This is a genomic window from Magnetospirillum sp. ME-1 (assembly GCF_002105535.1).
Taxonomy (GTDB): Bacteria; Pseudomonadota; Alphaproteobacteria; order Rhodospirillales; family Magnetospirillaceae; genus Phaeospirillum.
Genome location: NZ_CP015848.1, coordinates 1,524,979 through 1,540,536, shown reverse-complemented (window position 1 = coordinate 1,540,536; position 15,558 = coordinate 1,524,979). Strand labels below are relative to the sequence as shown.

General features: G+C 67.1%; 12 protein-coding genes. 6 read left to right on the top strand and 6 right to left on the bottom strand.

Annotation, left to right across the window (positions count from 1 at the left end; translation table 11 throughout):
* Nucleotides 1-3: 3 nt before the first annotated feature.
* On the top strand, nucleotides 4-3,123 hold the full coding sequence (putA, locus tag WV31_RS07115; RefSeq protein WP_085372906.1) for a bifunctional proline dehydrogenase/L-glutamate gamma-semialdehyde dehydrogenase PutA: 3,120 nt from the start codon (nucleotides 4-6) through the stop codon (nucleotides 3,121-3,123).
* A 124-nt stretch (nucleotides 3,124-3,247) separates the two neighbouring features.
* Here putA and WV31_RS07110 read toward each other — a convergent pair whose 3' ends face one another.
* Nucleotides 3,248-4,093: a phytoene/squalene synthase family protein gene (locus WV31_RS07110; protein ID WP_085372905.1), complete on the bottom strand. Its 846-nt coding sequence runs from the start codon at nucleotides 4,091-4,093 to the stop codon at nucleotides 3,248-3,250.
* Nucleotides 4,094-4,180: 87 nt separating this feature from the next.
* On the opposite strand from WV31_RS07110, the gene hpnC reads away from it, so the two are divergent.
* The 4 genes from hpnC to WV31_RS07090 all read left to right on the top strand — a co-directional run bounded on the left by hpnC (nucleotide 4,181) and on the right by WV31_RS07090 (nucleotide 8,903).
* Nucleotides 4,181-5,029, top strand: coding sequence for a squalene synthase HpnC (gene hpnC / locus WV31_RS07105; RefSeq protein ID WP_085372904.1), 849 nt, complete (start codon nucleotides 4,181-4,183; stop codon nucleotides 5,027-5,029).
* Nucleotides 5,026-6,243 carry a hydroxysqualene dehydroxylase gene (locus tag WV31_RS07100; protein WP_085375513.1) on the top strand — a complete coding sequence of 406 codons (1,218 nt, stop codon included), beginning with the start codon at nucleotides 5,026-5,028 and terminating at the stop codon, nucleotides 6,241-6,243. The genes hpnC and WV31_RS07100 overlap by 4 nt, the downstream gene beginning before the upstream one ends.
* A gap of 116 nt (nucleotides 6,244-6,359) precedes the next feature.
* The gene (locus WV31_RS07095) at nucleotides 6,360-6,956 is read left to right on the top strand and encodes a superoxide dismutase (protein ID WP_085372903.1); all 597 of its coding nucleotides are present in this window, start codon (nucleotides 6,360-6,362) and stop codon (nucleotides 6,954-6,956) included.
* Nucleotides 6,957-7,121: 165 nt separating this feature from the next.
* Entirely contained in the window at nucleotides 7,122-8,903 is a 1,782-nt protein-coding gene (locus WV31_RS07090; RefSeq protein WP_085372902.1) for a sensor histidine kinase, read from the top strand.
* 3 nt (nucleotides 8,904-8,906) lie between these two features.
* Here WV31_RS07090 and WV31_RS07085 read toward each other — a convergent pair whose 3' ends face one another.
* Genes WV31_RS07085 through yajC form a run of 4 tightly spaced genes read right to left on the bottom strand, consistent with a single transcriptional unit; the run spans nucleotide 8,907 to nucleotide 12,256 of the window.
* Nucleotides 8,907-9,281 (bottom strand): Mth938-like domain-containing protein, encoded by a 375-nt coding sequence (locus tag WV31_RS07085; RefSeq protein WP_085372901.1) that lies wholly within the window; start codon nucleotides 9,279-9,281, stop codon nucleotides 8,907-8,909.
* A 6-nt stretch (nucleotides 9,282-9,287) separates the two neighbouring features.
* Complete coding sequence (secF, locus tag WV31_RS07080; protein ID WP_085372900.1) at nucleotides 9,288-10,244, bottom strand: protein translocase subunit SecF; 957 nt, start codon at nucleotides 10,242-10,244, stop codon at nucleotides 9,288-9,290.
* A gap of 22 nt (nucleotides 10,245-10,266) precedes the next feature.
* On the bottom strand, nucleotides 10,267-11,832 hold the full coding sequence (gene secD / locus WV31_RS07075; protein ID WP_085372899.1) for a protein translocase subunit SecD: 1,566 nt from the start codon (nucleotides 11,830-11,832) through the stop codon (nucleotides 10,267-10,269).
* Between the two features lie 37 nt (nucleotides 11,833-11,869).
* Nucleotides 11,870-12,256, bottom strand: coding sequence for a preprotein translocase subunit YajC (yajC, locus tag WV31_RS07070; RefSeq protein WP_085372898.1), 387 nt, complete (start codon nucleotides 12,254-12,256; stop codon nucleotides 11,870-11,872).
* 169 nt (nucleotides 12,257-12,425) lie between these two features.
* Here yajC and WV31_RS07065 point away from each other — a divergent pair, with 169 nt between their 5' ends.
* Nucleotides 12,426-13,280 (top strand): ATP-binding protein, encoded by an 855-nt coding sequence (locus WV31_RS07065; RefSeq protein WP_085372897.1) that lies wholly within the window; start codon nucleotides 12,426-12,428, stop codon nucleotides 13,278-13,280.
* 64 nt (nucleotides 13,281-13,344) lie between these two features.
* Here the strand turns inward: WV31_RS07065 and WV31_RS07060 are convergent, their stop codons facing one another.
* Nucleotides 13,345-15,489: a globin-coupled sensor protein gene (locus WV31_RS07060; RefSeq protein ID WP_085372896.1), complete on the bottom strand. Its 2,145-nt coding sequence runs from the start codon at nucleotides 15,487-15,489 to the stop codon at nucleotides 13,345-13,347.
* Between the last annotated feature and the right edge of the window lie 69 nt (nucleotides 15,490-15,558).

Sequence of the window (15,558 nt, the reverse complement as noted above, 5' to 3'; positions counted from 1 at the left end):
GCCATGATCCTCGACCAGCCCCTGCCCGCCCCGGATGCCCAGCGCCAGGCCATCCATCTGGCCGCCGGGCGGAGCGAGGCCGAACTGGTGTCGGGGCTGGCCGCCGCCATTCCACTCGAGGACGAGGCCCGCCGCCGCGTCGTCAACCACGCCGTCAGACTGGTTGACGGGGCGCGCAGTACCCGGCATTCCCTGGGCCTGGACGGTTTCTTGAACGAATACCGCCTGTCCACCCGCGAAGGCGTGGTGCTGATGTGCCTGGCCGAGGCGCTGCTGCGCATTCCCGACGACCTGACGGCCGATCTGCTGATCAAGGACAAGATCGGCTCGGCCGATTGGGACGGCCATCTGGGGCATTCGCCCTCGCTGTTCGTCAACGCATCCACTTGGGCTCTGATGCTGGGCGACCGCCTGCTTCACCTGGAGGAGGACGGCAAGGCCGTCCTGGGCCGGATCGCCGGGCGTCTGGGCGAGACGGTGGTGCGCGAAGCCCTGCGCCGGGCCATGGGGCTGATGGGCCGCCAGTTCGTCATGGGCCGCACCATCGCCGAGGCCCTGGACCATGCCCGCCCGTGGGAGGTCAAGGGCTACCGCCATTCCTTCGACATGCTGGGCGAGGCGGCGCGTTCCGACGAGGCGGCGCTCGCCTACGTCCGCGCCTATGGCGAGGCCATCGACGCCCTGGGCCGCGCCGCCAGGGGCACCGGGCCGCTGGCCGGGCCGGGCATCTCGGTCAAGCTGTCGGCGCTGCATCCCCGCTTCGAGATGGCCCAGCGCCGCCGGGTGATGGAGGAACTGGTTCCCCGCCTCGCCGGGCTTTGCCGCCGGGCCCGCGATGCCGGCATCGGGCTCACCATCGACGCCGAGGAGGCCGACCGGCTGGAAATCTCGCTGGACGTCATGGAGGCGGTGCTGGCCGATGCCGCCCTGGACGGCTGGAACGGTTTCGGCCTGGCGGTGCAGGCCTATCAGAAGCGGGCGCGGCCGGTGATCGCCTGGGCCGGGGCCCTGGCCGAACGGCGCGCAATGCGGCTGATGATCCGGCTGGTCAAGGGCGCCTATTGGGACGGGGAGATCAAGCGCGCACAGGAGCGCGGCCTGGACGGATTTCCGGTGTTCACCGCCAAGGAGGCCACCGACGTCTCGTACCTCGCCTGCGCCGCCGACCTGCTGGCGCGGCCCCAGCTGTTCTACCCGCAATTCGCCACCCATAACGCGCACACCGCCGCCGCCATCGTCGAGATGACCGGCGGTCCGGGGGATTGGGAGTTCCAGCGCCTGCACGGCATGGGCGAGGCTCTTTACGCCCAACTGGTGCCGGACTTCACCTGCCGCACCTATGCCCCGGTGGGCTCGCATCGGGAGTTGCTGCCGTATCTGGTCCGCCGCCTGCTGGAGAACGGCGCCAATTCCTCCTTCGTCAGCCGTCTGGCCGATGAGGACATCCCCTCCCATGTGGTCGCCGCCGATCCCCTGGCGGCCCTGGGACGCCTCAATCCGCAAAGCGTGGCGGAACCCGCCGCCCTGTTCGCGCCCCAGCGGCGCAATTCCGGCGGCCTGGACCTGTCGTCCGCCGCGGTGCTGGCCCAGTTGAACCTCGCCCTGGCCGCCGCCTCGACACCCGAGCGGGCCTCTCCCATCATCGGCGGGACCGAGACGGATGCGGGCCATGCCCGGCCGGTGCTCGACCCCGCCGACCGCCGCCGGGTGGTCGGCGAGGTGGTCGATGCCAATCCGGCCGAGGTGGAGACGGCCCTGGCCGCCGCCCGCGCCGCCTTTCCCGCCTGGGACGATCTGGGCGGCGAGGGTCGCGCGGCGATCCTGGACGACGCCGCCGACCGTCTGGAGGCCGCGCGGCCGCGCTTCATGGCTCTGGCCATCCGCGAGGCGGGCAAGACCATCCCCGACGCCCTGTCCGAGGTGCGCGAAGCGGTGGATTTCCTGCGCTTCTACGCCGCCGAGGCCCGGTCGCGCTTCGGCCAGCCCCTGCGGCTGCCCGGCCCGGTGGGGGAAAGCAACGAGCTGATGCTGGGCGGGCGCGGCGTCTTCGCCTGCATATCGCCCTGGAACTTCCCGCTGGCCATCTTCACGGGACAGGTGGCGGCCGCTTTGGCCGCCGGCAACGCCGTGGTGGCCAAGCCGGCGCCGCAGACCCCGCTGATGGCGGCGGCAATGGTGCGCCTGCTCCATGCCGCCGGCGTGCCGCCCCAGGCGCTGCATCTGGTCCCGGGCGGCCCGGCCATCGGCGAGGCGCTGGTCTCCAGCCCCCTGGTGGACGGCATCAGCTTTACCGGATCGACCGCCACGGCGCGCCACATCAACCGCCTGCGCGCCGCCATGGACGGGCCGCTGGCCCCGCTGATCGCCGAGACCGGCGGCCTCAACGCCATGATCGTCGATTCCTCGGCCCTGGCCGAGCAGGTGGTGGCCGATTGCCTGGAAAGCGCCTTCCGCTCGGCGGGGCAGCGCTGCTCGGCGCTGCGCATCGCCTTCATCCAGCGCGAGGCCTGGAGCCGTATCGAGCCGCTGCTCAAAGGCGCCATGGCCGAGCTGTCCCTGGGCGATCCCGCTTTGCTTGCCACCGATGTCGGCCCGGTGATCGACGAGGCCGCCCGCCAGCGGCTGATGGCCCATGGCGGACGCCTGCGCCATTCCGGGCGGGCCATCGCCACGGCCCCGCTTCCCGACACCTGTCACAACGGCACCTTCTTCACCCCCATGGCCTACGAGCTGGAATCCCTGGATCTCCTCAAGGACGAGGTGTTCGGACCCATCCTGCACGTCATTCCCTGGGAGGCCGGGCATCTGGACAAGGTGCTCGACGCGGTGGCGGCCACCTCTTACGGCCTGACGCTGGGCATCCATTCGCGCATCGACGCCACCATCGCCCAGGTGGTGGCCCGCGCCCGTATCGGCAACATCTACGTCAACCGCACCATGATCGGCGCGGTGGTGGGCTCGCAGCCCTTCGGCGGATTGGGTCTCTCGGGCACCGGGTCCAAGGCCGGCGGCCCCAATACCCTGATCCGCTATGGGGTGGAGCGCTGCCTGTCGGTCAATACCGCCGCCGTAGGCGGCGATGCGACGCTGATGGCCGGACCTCAGCGGCCCGGGACAAAATAGAGTAGATACCGTCGGTAATCCGCACTATATTTGCCCATCTCTTTCACGGCTTAACTTTCATTGCGTTAACGCAATTTTAAAATTGCGCTTCCGCAATATTATTGTTGCCATTTCGCAATAATACTCAGAACCGCCCTGTCAGATGGGCCAGCGTCAGACGGATGGGCCGCGGCCGATACTGAGCCACACGGCTGTCGAATGGATTCCATCCCATTTTTTCAAGTACTTGCAGGTAGCCATCGGCCAAAACGGCCGGAAGTAGCGCGGCCAAGCCGCCTCGCCCGACCCGGATTCGACGGGCCTCGGTCAGGTGGTATCGGGCGCGTTGCCCCAGGACTTGCGCCACGGATGTCAATACACCGGTTGACGCCCGTCCTTCCCTCACCGCCTCGCCACTGCCGCCAGCATCACGGAGCAGGTCCTCGGGAAGCGTCAACTTGCCCATTGACAGGTGGTGCCCCAGGGCCCGCAGATTGCCCACCAGCCCCCAGGCGATACCCACGTGCCGCCCGGCCCGGCGGGTCTCCTCGGTTTCAGTGCCCAGCACCGCCAGGGCCAGAAGGGTGAGCGCCGCCGAACTGCTCTCGGCCTGACGCTCCGCCGCGGCCATGTCGGCGGGGGCGATTCCTTCCAGATCGTCGCGCCGCGCCGAGATCAGGTGGTCGAACGCCTCGAGCGGCAGGCCGCGTTCCCGGATCATGGCGCACAGGGGCTGGGCCACCGGGTGATTGTCGCAGGATCCGCCGTCCAGACCGGCAACCAGGGTATCGTGCCACCATTGCAGCCGGATCATCCCGGCCATGGGCTCGCGCACGCTTTCCAGAACCAGGGCGATTTCCACGTTGAAGGCGTAGAGCAGCATCAGCGCCTCGCGCTGGTCGAGCGGCGCGAACAGGGCGGTGGCGAAGCGGTCGCGATCGAACCTCGAGACGAGCGAGGCGGCATGGGACAGCACGGGCGGGACGGACATGGGACCTCGTTTCAACTGGAGCCCGCTCATGGGGCGTGGCATATATAGCCCTTCCCGCCCCGCGCTCCAATTGGAAGGCCCGATCCGTTGTCCCGCGCCGCCGCCGCCCCCCTCCCCGCCGCCAGCAAGACCGCCGGCCAGGAAAACTTCCCGGTGGCCTCGCTGCTGCTGCCCAAGCACAAGCGCGCCACCATCATGGCCTATTACCACTTTGCCCGGCATGCCGACGACGTGGCGGATTCGCCCACTCTCACCCCGGAAGAGAAGGTGGCCGGGCTCGACGCGCTCGACCGCGCCCTGCACGGTACCGAAAGCGGCTCGGCCCTGGTGCTGGCCGAGGATTACCGCCGGGCGGTCAACGGCGAGGGCGCGATGATCGAGCACGCCTCCCAGCTCCTCCACGCCTTCCGCCGCGATTCGGTGCGCGATTACTGCGAGGATTGGGCCGACCTGATGAGCTATTGCCGCTATTCGGCGGCGCCGGTCGGTCGTTTCCTGCTGGACCTGCACGGCGAATCCCACGACACCTTCGCGCCCTCGGACGCGCTGTGCGCGGCGTTGCAGGTGCTGAACCACCTGCAGGATTGCGGCAAGGATTACCGCGAGCTTCGGCGCGTCTACATTCCCCGCGACTGGCTGCTGGCCCAGGGCCTGACCATCCGGGTGCTGGAAGGCGGCTTCAGTCCGCGTGAACTGCGCCAGGTCATCGACCGCATGCTCGACGCCACCGACGGGCTGATCGAACTGGCCCAGCCGCTGCCCGGCATGGTCAAGGATCTGCGCATGCGGCTGCAATGCGCCGTCACCGTACGGGTGGCCGAGCAATTGTCGGCCAAGCTTCGCCGGGGCGATCCCCTGGCCGAGCGGGTCAAGCTTGGCAAGCTCGACTATGCCGGGGTGTTCCTGGTCGGACTTTGGCGCGGGCTGACGGCGTGACCTCCCCGGGCACCCTGCATGTGGTGGGCGCCGGCTTGGCCGGGCTCGCCGCCGGAGTGGCCGCCGCCAAGGCCGGCACCCGCGTGGTGCTGCACGAGGCGGCGGGCCATGCCGGCGGGCGCTGCCGCTCGTTCCTGGACGAGCGCCTGGGCCGCGTGATCGACAACGGCAGCCATCTGGTCCTGGGCGCCAACCGCACGGCCCTGGCCTATGCGCGGGCCACCGGCGGCATCGAGGCCATGGTGGCGGCACCGCCGGCCTTTCCCTTCATCGACCTGATCAGCGGCAAGTCGTGGACGGTCAGTCCCAAGCGCCTGCCCGCCGGAATAGGCGAGATATTCAAGGCGCTGGGCCTGCCCTGGACCGGCAAGGCCGAGACGGTGGCCAGCCGATTGGGCAACACCCCCTCCTTCACCCGCCTGTGGCTGCCCATGTGCGAGGCGATCATGAACACCGCGCCCGACGAGGCGTCGGCCCGCATGTTCGCCTGGACCATGCGCAAGGCGCTGCTGGGCGGATCGGACGCCCTGGTTCCCTGGACCTTTCCCGCCGGACTGTCGGCCGCCCTGGTGGCCCCGGCCCTGGCCACCCTGGCGCTGTTCGGCGCCGAAACCCATTTCCGCCGCCGCTTGAAGGCGCTTCGGCCCGACGCCCTGGTCTTCGACGATGCCGAGGTGCCGTTGACCTCCGCCGACCGGGTGATCCTGGCCCTGCCGCCCTGGGTGGTGGAGACCCTGCTGCCCGGCTCCACCCCCGCCGCCATGCCGACCCGGCCCATCGTCAACGCCCATTTCCGCTGCGCCCAGCCGGTGGAACTGCCCCATGGCAGCCACTTCCTCGGCCTGGTCCACGCCTCCGGCCATTGGCTGTTCGCCCGCGGCGACGTCTTGTCGGTGACGGTGTCGGCGGCCGGCGCCCTGGTGGATCTGGACAACGAATCCATCGCCGACCGCCTGTGGGACGAGATCCGCCGGGCGCTGGGCATGCCGCCCATCGCACCGCCGCCCTATCGCATCATGAAGGAAAAGCGGGCCACCCTGGCCCACGACCCGGCTACGGTGGTCGCCCGTCCCGGCCCGGTCACCGGTCGCGACGGGGTTTTCCTCGCCGGCGACTGGATTGCTTCGCCCTGGCCCTGTACCATAGAAGCCGCCATCTGCAGCGGCCTCGCCGCCGCGCGGCTGGCGCTGGCGCGTCCGGGCCTGACCTTTTGATTCGGCAATAGCCGACAAAGGTGCTTCACAATCCTCCCCGGAGTTCCTATCTTTGGGGCATCGTTTAGACGATTTCCAATTCAGTTCGGAACCCTTTGACGACATAGAGGTGAATTATGGCTTTTGAGCTTCCGCCGCTCCCCTTCGCCATCGACGCGCTGGAGCCGCACATTTCCGCCCGCACCTTCGAGTTCCATCACGGCAAGCATCACGCCGCCTATGTGACCAACCTCAACAACCTGACCAAGGACACCGATCTGGCGTCCAAGTCCCTGGAAGAGGTGATCAAGGTGGCGGCTGCCGATCTGCCGGCCAAGCAGGGCATCTTCAACAATGCCGCCCAGGTGTGGAACCACACCTTCTTCTGGAACTGCATGAAGAAGGGCGGCGGCGGCAAGCCGGGGGCGAAGCTGCTGGCCAGGATCGAGTCCGATCTGGGCGGGTTCGACAAGTTCAAGGAAGACTTCAAGGCCGCCGCCGTGGGCCAGTTCGGCTCGGGCTGGGCCTGGCTGGTGCTTGATGCCGGCAAGCTGAAGATCACCAAGACGGCCAATGCCGACCTGCCCATGGCCCACGGCCAGAAGGCGCTGCTCACCGTCGACGTGTGGGAGCATGCCTATTACCTCGACTGGCAGAACCGCCGTCCCGACTTCGTCCAGTGCTTCCTGGACAATCTGGTGAACTGGGATTTCGTCGAAGCCAATCTGGGCTGAGACTGGATTTTGAAGCCCCCCTCCCCTTCGGGAGGGGGGTTTTTCATTTCTACCCTACTTTCCCGATGGGAAAGATGATAGACGAAGCTCGGGGTTGGGATATGCAATCGGACATCCGATCCGAAACAGGGGGCATTTCTCATCTTGGGCCGTGAACAGCCTGGCATGCTCACCGGCGCGGAGGATTTCGCGCTTGCCCCCTTGCGTCCGAGCACCATTGCCCGTCGCTGGGCGCTGGTGCTGATCGCCATTCTGGCCGTGATCGCGTCCATCCATCTCAGAGCGGCCTGGATGCGGGCCAACAGCAATGCCGAGCGCCTGCTGACCGCCCTGACCCGGACTTTGGAGCATCAGGTCGACACCAGCCTGCGCAGCATCGACAACCTGCTGCAGGAAGCCAGCCAACGCATCGATCCCGCACGTTGGCCGGACGACGCGCTCCTCAAATGGTTCCAAAGCCGGCTCGGCGTCTTTCCCGAGGTCCGCCAGCTTGTGGTTTTCGGCCAGGACGGCAAGAATTCCGGGATCGTCCTCCAGGCCGACGGCGTTCTGGACTTCCCCCTGGACATCTCGGACCGCGAACACTTCCAGATCCACCAGGGCAATCCCCGGAGCAACAGCCTCAATATCGGCATGCCGATCGTCAATCGCATCGACGGCCGGCCGGCCATCCCGCTGTCACGCCCCATCATCGACGCCGGCGGCCGGTTCAAGGGCGTGGTATCCGTGGCCTTTGACCCCATGTTCCTGGTCGCAGCCCTGGAAAAGCTGCTGATCGAGGAGCCGGGCGGCATCTCTGTCATCCGCCGGGACGGCATCTTCCTGGCAAGGTTGCCCGATCCCGTGGCCTCCCTGGGGCGCTCGACCGCCATGAGCCCCCTGTTCCAGAAGCATCTGCCCCAGGCGCCATCCGGCATCGTCCGCTTTGTTTCCGTCACCGATGGCAACGACAAGATCGTCAGCTACGGAACATTGGACCGCTATCCCGTCGTCGCCACCATCGGCATGACCCAGAAGACCGCCATGGCCGAATTCTACCGGGAAGCAGCCTGGATCGCCGCCGTGGTGATCACCTTGTCGACCGCCCTGTTCTGGCTGGCCTCCTTGTCCGACCGGCGCGAATACTCACGCCGGCAGCTCGCCGCCAGTCTGGAACGCCAAAGCCATGTGCTGGAGGAACAGGTCGCCGACCGGACCCGCCATTTGCGCATCACCCAGGCCGCCGCCGAGGAAAAGGCCCGCCAGCTGGCGGTCGCCAATGCCGATCTGGAACAGTTCACCCACGTGGCCGCCCATGACCTGCAGGAGCCGCTGCGCAGCATCACCAGTTTCGTCCAGCTGCTCCAGCACCGGTATCGCAACCGACTCGACGCCGAGGCCAACGAGTTCATCGACTACACCGTGGCCGGGACCAAGCGCATGCAGCAGCAATTGCTGGACCTGCTGGCCTATTCGCAGATCCGCAGCCGCGGCAATACCTTCGCCCCCGTAAACCTGAACGGTGTGGCGGCCGAAGCCAGGGATATGCTGGCGGCCAATCTCGGCCGATACGGAGCCACCCTCCACGTGGGGGAACTGCCGACCCTTACCGCCGATCGGGAACAGACGCTCACCCTGTTCGAGAACCTGATCGACAACGCGGCGAAGTATCACCGCCCGGGCCACCCCTCCACCATCGACGTGGGAGCAGAAATCGACGAGGTCTCGGGGGGGTGGACGTTCTGGGGCAGGGATGACGGCATCGGAGTCGAGCCGCAATACGCCGAGCGCATCTTCACCATCTTCCAGAAGCTTCGCGGCCGGGAGGAAGACGAAGGCACCGGTATCGGCCTGACCATCTGCAAGCGAATCGTCGAACGCCACGGTGGGCGGATCTGGGTCGAACCCTCGCCCGGTGGAGGCGCCACCTTCCGCTTCACCCTGCCGGCGGTTCCTCCGGGGGAATAAGGGCTAGACCGCGATCAGCGCCGCCGCCACCGAACGCTCTTCCGATACCAGCACATTGAAGGTGCGACAGGCCCCGCCGGTGTCCATCAGTTCCAGGGTGATACCCGCTTGGCGCAGGGCCGCGCGCAGAGTGTTGGGGACCAGCGCCATGCGCTGGCCGCAGCCCAGCAGCAGAAGCCTCGGCCGCTCCGGCAGGCTCAAAATCGGCGACAGGCTTTCCTCGGTGACCTGGGACAGCTCGGCCGGCCCCCAGGCTTGGGTGCGGTCGGGCAGCACCAGGACCGAGCCCTCCCAGCGGATGCCGGAGATGGTGAAGCCGCCATCGCCGTATCCCTTGACGATCTGCCGGCCGGACGGGATGAGGGGCGTGATGTCCATGGAGTCTTACGGCGCGGCGGCCGGTCCGCCCTCGGCCGTCTCGGCTTCCTCGGTCTCCTTGCCGGTGCGCAGGTTGAAGTACACCAGCACCGGCATGGACACGTAGATGGACGAGAAGGTGCCGATGATCAGGCCCCACATCATGGCGATGGAGAAACCGCGCAGCACCTCGCCGCCCAGGACCAACAGGGCCAGCACGCTGATGGACACGGTGGACACCGTCAGGATGGTGCGGGCCAGGGTCTCGTTGACCGACAGGTTAAGCAGGTCGTAGAGCGGCATGGTCTTGTACTTGCGCAGGTTCTCGCGCACGCGGTCGTATTCCACCACCGTCTCGTTGATGGAATAGCCGGCGATGGTGAGAATCGCCGCCACCGAGGTCAGGTTGAATTCCAGGCCCGAGATGGAGAACAGGCCGAAGGTGGTGATCACGTCGTGGAAGATGGCGATCAGCGCGCCGACGCCGAACTGCCACTCGAAGCGGAACCACACATAGGCGGCGATGGCCAGCACCGCCAGGGCCACGGCCAGCACGCCGTCGCGCTTCAGTTCCTCGCCCACCTTGGGGCCGACGATCTCGACGCGCTTGTACTCGTAGCCGGCGCCCAGCGCCTCCTTGACCTTGCCGAGCGCCGCCATCTGGGCCTTCTCGTCGCCCGCCTGCTTCTGCACGCGGATCATCACGTCGCGGCCGGTATTGCCGAAGCCCTGCAGCGACACCTCGCCCAGCTTCAGGCCTTCCAGCGTGCCGCGCATGTGGTGCAGGTCCGCCTCGCCCCCGGTGGTGTGGGCCTCGATCAGGATGCCGCCGGCAAAGTCGATGCCGTAGTTGAAGCCCTTGACGATGATGGAGGCGAACGAGCCCACGATCAGTAGGGCGGTGAGGCCGAAGGCGAAGAAGCGCAGACGGATGAAGTCGTAATTCGGCTTCTTGGTGGCGACCCAGCGGGAATAGAAGTTCATCGCTCGATTATCCTCGATTCCTCTAGAGCGGCAGGGTCTTGGGACGCCGGACGGCGATCCAGATGGCGACCATCAACCGGGTGATGTTCACCGCCGTGAACTGCGACGTCATGATACCGATGCCCAGCGTCACGGCGAAGCCGCGAATGGGGCCGGTGCCGAAGATGTACAGCAGCAGGGCGGCGATCATGTGGGTGAAATTGGCGTCGAAGATGGTGGCATGGGCCCGGTCGAAACCGTGCTGGACCGCCGACAGGATGCTTCGGCCGCGCCGCTGCTCCTCGCGCGTGCGCTCGTAGATCAGCACGTTGGCGTCCACCGCCATGCCCATGGTCAGCACGATGCCGGCGATGCCCGGAAGCGTCAGCGTGGCCCCGAGCGCCGACAGCAAGGCCATCAGCAGGATCAGGTTGAACACCAGGGCCACATTGGCCAGCACGCCCAGGATGCCGTAGATGACCACCATGAAGACGGCCACCATCAGCAGGCCGACGGCGCTGGCGACGGTACCGGCCTGGATGGAATCGGCGCCGAGATCGGGGCCGACGGTGCGCTCTTCCAGAACCTGCAGCGGCGCGGGCAAGGCGCCGGCACGCAGCAGCAGCGACAGATCCTGCGCCTGCTGCACGGTGAAGTTGCCCGAGATGATGCCGGAGCCGCCCAGGATGGGCTCGTTGATGCGCGGCGCGCTGATCACCTTCTCGTCGAGCACGATGGCCAGGAACTTGCCGGCGTTCTCGCGCGTCGCGTCGCCGAACTTCTTGCCGCCGGCGGCGTTGAAGCGGAAGCTGACCACCGGGCGGCCGTCCTGATAGGTGGCCTTGGAATCGGTCAGCATGTCGCCGCCCACCTCGACCCGCTTCCTGACCACGTAGGATTCGGGCATGCCCCGCTCCTTCTCGGCGGAGGGCAGCAGCATGGAGCCGGGCGGCACCCTGCCCCGTCCCGCTTCCTCCGAGGTGGTGGAATCGTCGAGCAGGTGGAAGGTCAGCTTGGCGGTCTTGCCCAGCAGCGACTTGATGCGGTCGGGGTCCTTGACGCCGGGCAGCTGGACGACGATGCGGTCCTCGCCCTGGCGCTGGATGGAGGGTTCGCGGGTACCCAGCTCGTCGATGCGGCGGCGCACGATTTCCAGCGACTGGTCCACGGCGGCCATCTTGCGGGCCTTGACCGCCTGCTCCGAGTACTTGAGCACCATGGCGCCGTCGTCCCTGGCGTCAAGGGCGGCATCGGGGTCGAGCTTGCGCAGCAGTTCGCGGGCCTTGGCGCGGTCCTCGGCGTCGATGATCCGCACGTTGACATGGTCGCCCTTGGCGCCCAGGTCCGAGTACTTGATCTTTTCCTTGCGCAGCGTGGTGCGCACGGTTTCCACCAGCGAGGTCAGCTGTTCGCGGACCACGTAGGCGGTGTCCACCTCCAGCAGCAGGTAGGAACCGCCCTGCAGATCGAGGCCCAGGCTGACCGGCTGCAGCCAATGGGGCAGCCGGTCGGCCTGTTCGCGCGTCAGCAGGTTGGGGAAGACGAAGACGATGCCCAGGATGGCGATCACCGCCACCATTGCGATCTTCCAACGAGGATAGTGGAGCATGTCCCGGCCTGTGCTGCTTGGAAGGGAGACGTAAGGTTTACTTGTCGGCCTTTTCGGCGGCCGGCTCGGCTTCGGGCTTCTCGTCCTTGGCCTTGTCGCCGGCGACCGGCTCGGTCTTGGACATCACCTCGGTGATGGTCGAGCGGAGCACGCGCACCCGCACGCCCTCGGCGATCTCCACCGACACCTCGGTGTCGTTGATCAGCTTGTTGATGGTGCCGATGATGCCGCCGGCGGTGACGACGCGGTCGCCACGGCGGAGCTGGCCCAGCATCTCCTTGTGCTGCTTCATCTTCTTCTGCTGCGGACGGATCAGCAGGAAGTAGAACACCACGAAGATCAGAATCAGAGGCAGAAACTGTTCCAGGGCTCCCATGGAACCGCCACCGGCGGCGGCCTGGGCATAAGCGGGCGACACGAACATCACTGTCTCCTCGGGAAGTCGCGCATTGTCCAATGCAGCGTTGAATGCAGCGGGAATATAGCCGCCTATCGCCGGGATGCAAACGCCAAGTGGCCATCAAGCCGATTTGCTTGCCCCCGGAGGCGAAGCTGCTACCATCCGCGCCCCAGTTCTTCAAGGGATCGCCGCCATGCCCTACGCCGACGCCGTCAAGGCCCTCAACCGTATCGCCGAAGCCCTGGAGCGCCTGTCGCCCCCGCCTTTCGCCACTCCGGACCTGTCGGCCGCCGAGGCCTATGTCTGGCATGCCGATCCCGACCGACTGGAGCCGGTGCCCAACGTCAATCGGGTTGACATCGAGCTGTTGCAGGGCATCGAGCGCCAGCGCGAGCAGCTAATGGACAACACAAGGCGCTTCGCGGAGGGCTATTCCGCCAACAACGCGCTGCTGTGGGGGGCGCGCGGTACCGGCAAGAGCTCGCTGGTCAAGGCGGTGCACGCCGCGATAAACGCCGAAACGCCCGGCGCCCTGCTGCTGGTGGAGATCCACCGCGAGGACATTCCGTCCCTGCCCCGCTGCCTGCGTCTGCTGAAGGACAGCGGGCGGCGTGCCGTGCTGTTCTGCGACGATCTGTCCTTCGACCAGCAGGACGACGCCTACAAGTCGCTGAAGGCGGTCCTCGACGGCGGCATCGAGGGGCGACCCTCCAACGTGGTGTTCTACGCCACCTCCAACCGCCGCCACCTGATGGCCCGCGACATGATCGACAACGAGCGCTCGACCGCCATCAATCCCGGCGAGGCGGTGGAGGAAAAGGTTTCGCTGTCCGACCGCTTCGGCCTGTGGCTGGGCTTCCACCACGTGGGCCAGGACACCTTCTTCGCCATCGTCGAAGGCTATGTGGCCCATTACGGCCTGCCCATCTCCACCGAGGACCTGCACGCCCAGGCCAACGAATGGTCGGTGACGCGCGGCTCGCGCTCGGGCCGCGTCGCCTGGCAGTTCATCCAGGATCTGGCCGGACGGCTGGGGAAGAGCGTGTAGGCTCCGCGACATCGTCATCCTGAGCAAGCCGAAGGCGACCTCGGGATGACGGCACTCTTTGACCCTACGGCTTGATGGCCAGCCTCACCGCGCCCCAGTGCTTGCCCCGGATGGTGATGGGGCAATCAAACTCCTTCAGCACCACGAAATTGCCGCCGCCCATGTCGCGGGGATAGGTCTGGACGAAATAGGGCTGGATGTTGCGCGCCGCCACCAGACCGGCACGGTCGTCGAAGATGCGGCGGTTGCGGGAATTGGCGGTGTTCCACACCGTCTCTCCCGGCTTCTGCGGCTGGGAATACTTCTTGTTGTGAGTGGCGATATAGCCGTTGCGGTCGGCGACGCAGCAGATGACGATGCGCGGGTCCTTGTCCAGCACCGTCTCGGTGAACTGATGCACCACCCGGTCGGTAAGATTGGTGTGCCGCGCCATGAACTGCTGCGGCGAGGTCTCGGGGATGGGTTCGTAATGGGTGTCGAACAGGTCCGCCTCGGTGATCTCGCCGGCCTTCAGCGCCGCCTCGAATGCCGAGGTGACACCGCCCGCCACGCCCTGGACCAGATCGATATAGAGGCGCTCCTCGGCCCGGGCCTTGGCTTGCGCGGCGGCGATGGCGGTCAATGCCTGCGAAGACACCTCGCGGAAGCGCACGTGCAGGCCCAGCACGCTGGCCCCCACCGCGTCGCAGGCGAGCGAGCCTACTCCATCCAGATCCAGAGTTCCGCCTTGGCCCACCAATGACGGATCGTTCAGTCCGGCCAGCACCACGCCCTTGCTGGCGAGGTCGCCGGTATGGCCCTTGACCTCCTTGGTGCCGATGCGGCCGGAAAAGGCCAGCCCCACGGCGACGCGCGGCACGGCGCGGCGATCGCCCGCCGCCGACGAGCGCAGGATGATGCCGAGGCGGCGCTGCAGATCGCCCACGTCGCGATTGACCACCATGGACAGTTCGTTGACGCGCTGGGCGGTGATTCCGGTACGTTCCGCCTGCATCAGCACCGACTGGGCATGGCCGTGCACGGTGCCGGTGTGATCTGCGGCCTGGCCGGCATTGCCCTTGATGTCGGCGGTGGCGGACAGTTGCATCTCGCTGGCGTGGTTCACTTCCTGGGCGATGGTGTTGATGTCCTGGATGGACGCCGTCACCTCCTCGACCATGGCCACCGTCTCGTCGGTGGCCTGGCCGATGGCGTGGGCCTGGGCGTTGACGCCGCGGATGCCGTCCTCGGTCAGCTTGGCCAGGCGCTTGACCTCGTCGGCCACCACGGCGAAGCCCTTGCCCATCTCGCCGGCCCGTGCCGCCTCGATGGTGGCGTTCAGCGCCAGCATGCGGGTCTGGCCGGCGATGGACTGGATCAGGCGGACCACGTCGCGGATACGCCCCGTGGCGTCCTTCAGCCCGTCCACGGTGGCCGCCGCGGTCTCCATCTTCTGCTGGGCGGCATCGGTCAGCCGCGAGGTGCCGTGGACCTTGGCGGAAATCTGCCGCGAAGTCTCCTCCAGCGCCTCGGTAGCGCCGGCCACCGACTGGACGTTGTCGCTGGTCACGCTGACCGCTTCCGCCACCGCCTCGGCCATGGATTTGAGCTCGGTCGCCACCCCGGTCAGTTCGCGGGCGCCCTCGATCAGCCGCTTCACCTGCTTCTCGATGTCGCCGACGGTCAGCGCCACCTCGCGGTCGACGGTATCGGACAGCGCCAGCATCTCGCGCTTCATCTTGCCTGCCTCGCCATGCTCGATATAGGTCGAGATGGCCAGGTCCATGTCCAGGAAGGCGGCGCGCAGCACGGCGGCCGCGATATCGGGGAAGCGCGCCTTGTCGCACTTGCCGTGCAATTCGGCGATCAGCTTCTCCAGCACGAAGCAATAGCCGCCGAGATACCAGTTGACCTCCAGGCCGATACGCTCGTGAGTGGCGCCGATGGCCACGGCGCGCTGGAAGTAATCCTCGTCGAAGCGCCCCGAGAACAGGGCGCTCCAATGGGCCTGCTGCGTCTGCTTCAGATGGCCGATCCTGGCGCCGCCGCCCAGCAGCGCCTGCAGGTTCGGCCATTCCATCAGATGGGAATAGAAGGAATCGGCAATGGCGGGCAGGCTGCCCTCGACCAGGGGACGGACGGCCTTGATGGCCGAAACCGCCTTGTCGTCCAGGCGCAGGAACCTCAGCCGGTCACGATTCTTCGACACGGCATCGCTATCGTCCGCCATGCGCCCCTCCTTGGAAGCCGTCCCTCATGCCGCCCTATACGAACGGTCATTCATTTATGGGATCAGGGT